This is a genomic window from Profundibacter sp. (genome assembly GCF_056498605.1).
Genome location: NZ_JBSMEZ010000117.1, coordinates 1 through 6,669, shown reverse-complemented (window position 1 = coordinate 6,669; position 6,669 = coordinate 1). Strand labels below are relative to the sequence as shown.

The 6,669-nt window shown below is 58.2% G+C and carries 5 protein-coding genes and 1 tRNA gene; 3 read left to right on the top strand and 3 right to left on the bottom strand.

Features of this window, described 5'->3' with window-relative positions; translation table 11 throughout:
* Positions 1–883 (bottom strand): ACP S-malonyltransferase (locus ACWB12_RS12220; protein ID WP_479530364.1); only part of this gene is annotated, 883 nt, incomplete at its 3' end.
* Complete coding sequence (locus ACWB12_RS12215) at positions 880–3,069, bottom strand: thiamine pyrophosphate-dependent enzyme (protein ID WP_479530363.1); 2,190 nt, start codon at positions 3,067–3,069, stop codon at positions 880–882. The genes ACWB12_RS12215 and ACWB12_RS12220, both read right to left, overlap by 4 nt.
* A gap of 107 nt (positions 3,070–3,176) precedes the next feature.
* On the opposite strand from ACWB12_RS12215, the gene ACWB12_RS12210 reads away from it, so the two are divergent.
* The 3 genes from ACWB12_RS12210 (at position 3,177) to amaB (ending at position 6,413) form a co-directional block, all read left to right on the top strand.
* Positions 3,177–3,704, top strand: coding sequence for an Lrp/AsnC family transcriptional regulator (locus ACWB12_RS12210; protein WP_479530362.1), 528 nt, complete (start codon positions 3,177–3,179; stop codon positions 3,702–3,704).
* Positions 3,705–3,801: 97 nt separating this feature from the next.
* Positions 3,802–4,905 (top strand): saccharopine dehydrogenase family protein, encoded by a 1,104-nt coding sequence (locus ACWB12_RS12205; protein ID WP_479530361.1) that lies wholly within the window; start codon positions 3,802–3,804, stop codon positions 4,903–4,905.
* Positions 4,902–6,413, top strand: coding sequence for an L-piperidine-6-carboxylate dehydrogenase (gene amaB / locus ACWB12_RS12200; RefSeq protein ID WP_479530360.1), 1,512 nt, complete (start codon positions 4,902–4,904; stop codon positions 6,411–6,413). The genes ACWB12_RS12205 and amaB overlap by 4 nt, the downstream gene beginning before the upstream one ends.
* Before the next feature lie 111 nt (positions 6,414–6,524).
* Here amaB and ACWB12_RS12195 read toward each other — a convergent pair.
* Positions 6,525–6,601 (bottom strand) — tRNA-Arg (locus ACWB12_RS12195).
* Between the last annotated feature and the right edge of the window lie 68 nt (positions 6,602–6,669).

Genomic DNA, 6,669 nt, shown 5'->3' with positions numbered 1-6,669 from the left:
CCAGCGTGGCACCCGGGCCGGTTACAATAAACACATCCGGCGCAAATTCACGCGCCGCCACTTGAATGGCCTTAGTAAAGTCATAGGTTTCAGTGACTTGCGCCCCAAGCGTATAGTTGCGCAATGCCGCCCCATCCGTTGCATTTGGCCACCATATTGCACCACGCCCGTCAATCAGCGGGATGTCAGGTGTGCCAAACAGGTCCACCCCTAGCCGTGATTGCCCATCTGCCGCCACGGGTGCCTGAAGCGATGTATGGAACGCCGCGTGGTTTGGCAAGCGCATCGGATAGCGGTCATAGGCAGGAACCGCGGCCTCGAACGCAGATGATCCAGCCTCGTTGCCCGCGACCACAAGCATCCCGCCCAGATGGATCGAGACCGCCAGTTGATGCCCTTTACGGGTATCAATGTCGGCGACCAGTGCCAGAAGTTCATCCCGCTTGCCCGCAATTTCCTGCCAGTTTTCGTCAACAAACGGGTATAGCACCTGCCCTCCGATCAGCCGTTCCTGCATCAAACGGCCCATGGTGTTGACGATTTCAAACCCCGCCATCGGCGTCACCGCCCCGCCTGCCGCAAGCGCAATATACCAGCCCATCGAATTGCCGGTGACGGCAACGATGTCATAGTCATCCGAAATCGCCTGCGCATCAAACAGCGATGCGGCATAGATCAGAGGCGAGGCATTATCGCCGCGGGTGTGAACCTTGGCCGAAAACTTGGCCGCGCCATCCAAGGCACTAACCGTCTCCTGCCCCAACCCAGCGCGATACGCGTCAAATTCGGCCAATCGCCCTGCGTGATGACGGGCAATATAGCCAAGTTCCGGGGCATTATAGGTGCCTCGTCCAGGGCAAATCAGAACCGCTGTCTTTTTCATTTTTTTGCCCCAACCAATTCCAGCGCCGCCTGCGTGATTCCGTCCGCCGTGGGCAGCGTTGCCCCATAGGCAGGCCCCGTGGCGATAAAGCAATCCTCGCCTGTGGCCCGCGCTACATTTTCACGTCCGTTTTCGGCAAACAACGCCATCAACCCTTCGGATTGGCTGCCCGTTTTACGGCATTCATCTACTATCAACACCGCCCCGCAAGCCTTTGTTTGTTTAAGTAATTCTGCCTCTGGAACTGGCGCTATCCAGCGCATATCAATCACACGAGCCTTGATCCCCTTGGCCTGCAACGCCTTAGCCGCTTGCAACGACAGATAATACCCATTGGCATAAGAAATGATCGCCAAATCGGTGCCGCGCCCCGACACCCCGACCTGCCCAAGCGCGATTCGTTTGTCAGGCGACGGATAGGTGTGCATCCAGCCCTTATCGCCCGCATCATGCAAATCGCGCATCGGATAAAGCGCGATAGGCTCGATAAACACCACCACGCGCTGCTCCTCGCGGGCAAGACGCACAGACTCGCGCAACATCATCGCCGCATCCGCGCCATTGGACGGACAGGCAATGATCACGCCAGGGATGTCGCGCAGCACCGCCAGCGAGTTGTCATTATGAAAATGCCCGCCAAACCCGCGCTGATAACCAAGGCCGGCAATCCGCAGCACCATCGGGTTGGTGTATTGCCCATTGGAAAAGAAACTCAGCGTCGCCGCCTCGCCCCTGATCTGGTCCTCGGCGTTGTGCAGGTAGGCCAGAAACTGGATTTCCGGCATCGGGATGAACCCGTTATGCGCCATGCCAATCGCCAGCCCCAGAATGCTCTGTTCATCCAGTAAGGTATCAATCACCCGATCCGCGCCAAAGCGCGCTTTCAGCTTTTGGGTCACACCATAAACGCCGCCTTTGCGCCCGACATCTTCGCCCATCATGGTGATCTCGCTGTGTTCCAGCATCAGGTCGGTCAGCGCCCAGTTGATCAGCCGGTTCATCGCTTGTGGCTCTTGCATCGCCCGCATATCACTACCGAATGTCGCCTTGCGCACCGTGGCAGACGGCCCGTTGGTCGGGGCGCAATCACGCTTGGGCGGGATCAGCGACGCCACCACATCCGCGCTGGTTTTCAGGTGCGGACGGGTCACGGCTTGGGCCGCAACACGGGTGCATCGTTTGCCTGTTTTTGTGTATATTTCAATGGCTTGAGTGGCGTTTAACGCACCAACCTCACCCAGCAACCGCACCGTATGCAACAGCGGATCATTCGCCTCGTCCGCCGTGATTGCCTTTGTATCCCGATAGGTCGACTCGACGTCTGATCCAGCGTGACCATAGAGCCGCACGGTGGTCACATGCAGGAACGCGGGCTTGCGGTGTTTGCGCACATAATCCGCCGCAACCGAAGCCACGCGGTGGGTTTCGCATATATCCAACCCGTTGCAGGCGAAATATTTCATCCCAGGCCGCGCCGAGAAGTTTGCCGCGATCCAGCCATCCGGCGTCGGGGTGGAAATGCCGATGCCGTTGTCCTCGCAGACAAACAACATCGGCAATGGCACCGATTGGAAACTGGTCCAGCAGGCGGTGTTGAACGCCCCTTGGGCGGTGGAATGGCTGGATGAGGCATCGCCAAAGGACGCCATCACGATTGCGTCTTCGGGTAGGCAGCGGTGTTCGGGTGCGTGGCGGCGGGCAAGGCCCAGTGAATAGGCCACGCCGACCGCTTTGGGCAGGTGGCTAGCGATGGTCGAGGTTTGCGGCGGGATGTTCAGCGCTTTTGATCCCAGCACTTTATGGCGTCCACCCGATGTCGGGTCGTCTGATGAGGCCGCGAAACTCAGCAACATATCCCACGCGATATTCTGCCCCGGCACTTGATTAGCGCGCTGGATTTGGAACGCCGCGTCACGGTAATGCAGGAATGCCATATCGGTTGGGCGCAGGGCCTCGGCCACCGCTGCCATGCCCTCGTGCCCGCTGGACCCGATGGTGTAAAACCCCTGCCCCGCCTTTTGCATATCGCGGCTGGTGCGATCCAGCTGGCGCGACAGGCATTGGGCACGAAACAGCTCGACCAGTTTGTGTGCGGGTAAATCGGTGTCGGCGGGGGCACCTTTGGGCAAATCCCCAGACGCCACCCGATCCAGAAAATTCTGGTGAACAATTGCTGCGCGATCCATATCTTCCCCGTATTTTTGTCGGAATCATCCTATTTGACCCACTCTGACCCTTTTCCATAGGCAATGCCACTTGCCAATATACCGGAAAATTGTGCTATAGCGACATTATGACGGAAAGATCATCAAAATGGCTCAAGGATGCGCTGGACCGGCGCATCGTGCGCGAACTCCAGCGTAATGCCCGCGAATCCACCACCAACATCGCCGCCCGTTTGAATGTCGCACGTTCCACCGTGCATGAACGCATTGTGCGGATGGAAAAGGACGGGGTGATTGCAGGATATTCTGTTGTACTGAGTAAGAATCCGGCCGAGGAAAGCATACAAGTCCTTGTTCTAATGGAAGTTAAACAACAAGAGACCCGTAAAATACTGCGCCGTCTGGGGCAATATGCCGAAATCCGGCTGTGCCTGTCGATCAACGGCGAATTTGATCTGTTTCTTAGCATCGAGGCCCCACGGATCGAGGATCTGGATGTGGTGGTTGATGAAATTGCCGAAATCACCGGCGTGATCCGAACCAAAACATTCGTGGTGTTTGGCCGCCGGTTTGACCGTGGTTATAACGAGACTGCACAGCGGATTGCAGAACAATTTCTGGGTAATACCGCACAAAATGCCGGATCATCCGACTGATTGACGGCCCTTCACCCCCAATCCGCCGATTTTAGACCTGCCTTTCCACAATTTTGTCACCCACACTTTCCCCATACTGGCAAACAGGAGAAAGCCCATGTGGAACGTATGCATCATTGGTGGCGGTAAAATTGGTCAAACCATCGCCGCGTTTTTAGCAGAATCCCCGAATTACAGCGTCACTGTCGCTGATCAAAACCTGGAAGCGTTAAAGGCGATTGATCAGGCCGGTGTGGCCATCACCCAGATGGATGCTGGTGATGCGGATGCTGTGGCGAATACCCTGAAGGGGTTCGATGCCGTGATCAGCGCCGCCCCGTTTTTCCTGACGCCAACGATTGCCGAGGGCGCAAAACGCGCGCGCGCGCATTATTTTGATCTGACCGAGGATGTGGCCTCGACCAACACCGTGCGTGAACTGGCCAAAGGCGCCGACACCGTGTTCATGCCGCAATGCGGTCTGGCCCCCGGTTTTGTCGGCATCGCGGGTGCCCATCTGGCGGCGGAATTTGACAGCATCGACACCCTGTCGCTGCGGGTTGGCGCCCTGCCGCTGTATCCCACCAACGCCCTAAAATATAACCTGACGTGGTCGACGGATGGGTTGATCAATGAATATTGCAACCCGTGCGATGCGCTGGTCGACGGTCATTTGGTGAAAACCGCGCCGCTGGAGGATCTGGAAATCCTGTCGGTCGATGGCGTGGATTATGAATGCTTCAACACCTCGGGCGGGCTGGGTACTTTGGCCGAACAATTGCAGGGCAAGGCGCGCTCGGTTTCCTACCGCACCATCCGCTATCCCGGCCACCGCGAGATCATCAAACTGCTGCTGCATGATCTGGGGCTGGTGCGCAGGCGCGATGTGTTGAAAAACATCTTTGAAACGGCGCTGCCGCGCACGGATCAGGACGTGGTGCTGGTTTATTGCACCGCCACGGGCATGATTAATGGTGAATTCCGTGAACGATCCCTGATCAACAAAACCGTGGCGGGCAAGGTGAATGGCATCCATTGGGGCGCAATCCAGATCACCACGGCGGCGGGTATTACCGGTGTTGTTGATATGGTCCGGCGCGGCATGTTGGCCAAATCCGGCTTTATTTCACAGGAAGATGTGAAATTGACCGACTTCCTGAACACCGAATTTGGCCGCCTTTATACCGCGGGCGACATGACAGCATTGGAGAGCGCAGCATGAACAAACAACTGAAAACCGCCGACGCCATTTTGGCCCGTCTGGGTCTGGACGCCGATGTTTTAACAGGGGGCAACCTGACGGTGACCTCGCCTGTCGATGGGGGCGTTTTAGCGAAAATTCACGAAACCACTGACATGGATGCAGTGATCGCCAAGTCGGGGGCTGCGTTCAAGAAATGGCGTACGGTCCCTGCCCCGCGCCGAGGCGAGTTGGTGCGTTTTCTGGGGGACGAGTTGCGCGACGCCAAGGATGATCTGGGCGCGCTGGTATCGCTGGAAGCTGGTAAAATCCTGTCCGAGGGTCAAGGCGAAGTGCAGGAAATGATCGACATTTGTGATTTCGCCGTGGGGCAGTCGCGGATGCTCTACGGGTTGACCATCGCGTCCGAGCGCCCCGGCCACCGGATGATGGAAACATGGCATCCGGTTGGTCCCATCGGCGTGATCAGCGCCTTCAATTTCCCCGTGGCGGTGTGGTGCTGGAACACCGCGCTGGCGCTGGTGTGTGGTGATCCGGTGATCTGGAAGCCGTCGGAAAAGTCGCCGCTAACGGCGCTGGCCTGTCAGGTGATTTTCGCGCGTGCCGTGGCTCGCTTTGGCGAGGATGCGCCGGATGATCTGTTTCAGGTGATCATTGGCGGTGCCGACATTGGCGCGGCCTTGGTCGCATCGCACGATGTGCCGGTGATATCGGCCACAGGTTCGACCCGCATGGGCCGTGCCGTTGCCCCCATTGTGGCGGCGCGGTTTGGTCGCTCGATCCTTGAGTTGGGCGGCAACAACGCGATGATCGTGGCACCCTCGGCCGACATTGACATGGCCGTGCGTGGCATCGTGTTTTCCGCTGTGGGCACGGCAGGGCAACGCTGCACGTCCTTGCGCCGCCTGATCGTGCATGAAAGCATCCGCGCCGATCTGGTGGCCAAACTGGTTAAAGCCTACGCCACCCTGCCTGTCGGATCACCGCTTGATCCGGCCACGCTGGTAGGCCCGTTGGTTGACATGGCAGCGCTTGACGCGATGCAAGCCGCCCTAACAGACGCCCGCGCCCAAGGCGGCACGGTGCATGGCGGTGAAGTGGTGAGCGATGGCGTGCCTGCGGGTGGAGCATATGTGCATCCCGCAGTGGTGGAAATGCCCGCGCAATCTTTGATCGTTGAAACCGAAACCTTCGCGCCAATCCTATACGTGATGAGCTACGATGATCTGGATCAGGCGATTGAAATGCAAAATGCGGTGCCGCAGGGTCTGTCATCCTGCATCTTCACCCTGAACATGCGCGAGGCCGAACAGTTCGTGTCCGCAACGGGGTCTGATTGCGGCATTGCCAATGTTAACATCGGCCCCTCAGGTGCCGAAATCGGCGGGGCGTTCGGTGGCGAGAAGGAAACCGGCGGCGGACGCGAAAGCGGATCAGACGCCTGGAAAGGCTACATGCGCCGCCAGACCAACACGATGAACTATTCAGACGAATTGCCACTGGCGCAGGGCGTGAAGTTCGACATCTAACCAAACGGGTGCGTCGCAACCTGATACGTGAAATGGCGCACCCAAACGCACGACCGTGCGTCGGGCGGCCAGCCCGCCCCGTCGGAGGTGCTGCGCACCGTGAGACAAAAATGGTGCACCCGTCGCGATTCGAACGCGAGACCTCTGCCTTCGGAGGGCAGCGCTCTATCCAGCTGAGCTACGGGTGCACTGTTGTTGCGGTTTAAGTCAAAGCGCTGCACACTGCAAATGGTTTTCAGAGGCCAAAGCAGAAATA

Bases quoted from the DNA above. Each gene is read 5' to 3' on its own strand.
- ACWB12_RS12205 (WP_479530361.1), top strand. From the start codon at position 3,802: ATGTGGAACGTATGCATCATTGGTGGCGGTAAAATTGGTCAAACCATC.
- amaB (WP_479530360.1), top strand. From the start codon at position 4,902: ATGAACAAACAACTGAAAACCGCCGACGCCATTTTGGCCCGTCTGGGT.
- ACWB12_RS12210 (WP_479530362.1), top strand. From the start codon at position 3,177: ATGACGGAAAGATCATCAAAATGGCTCAAGGATGCGCTGGACCGGCGC.
- ACWB12_RS12215 (WP_479530363.1), bottom strand. From the start codon at position 3,069: ATGGATCGCGCAGCAATTGTTCACCAGAATTTTCTGGATCGGGTGGCG.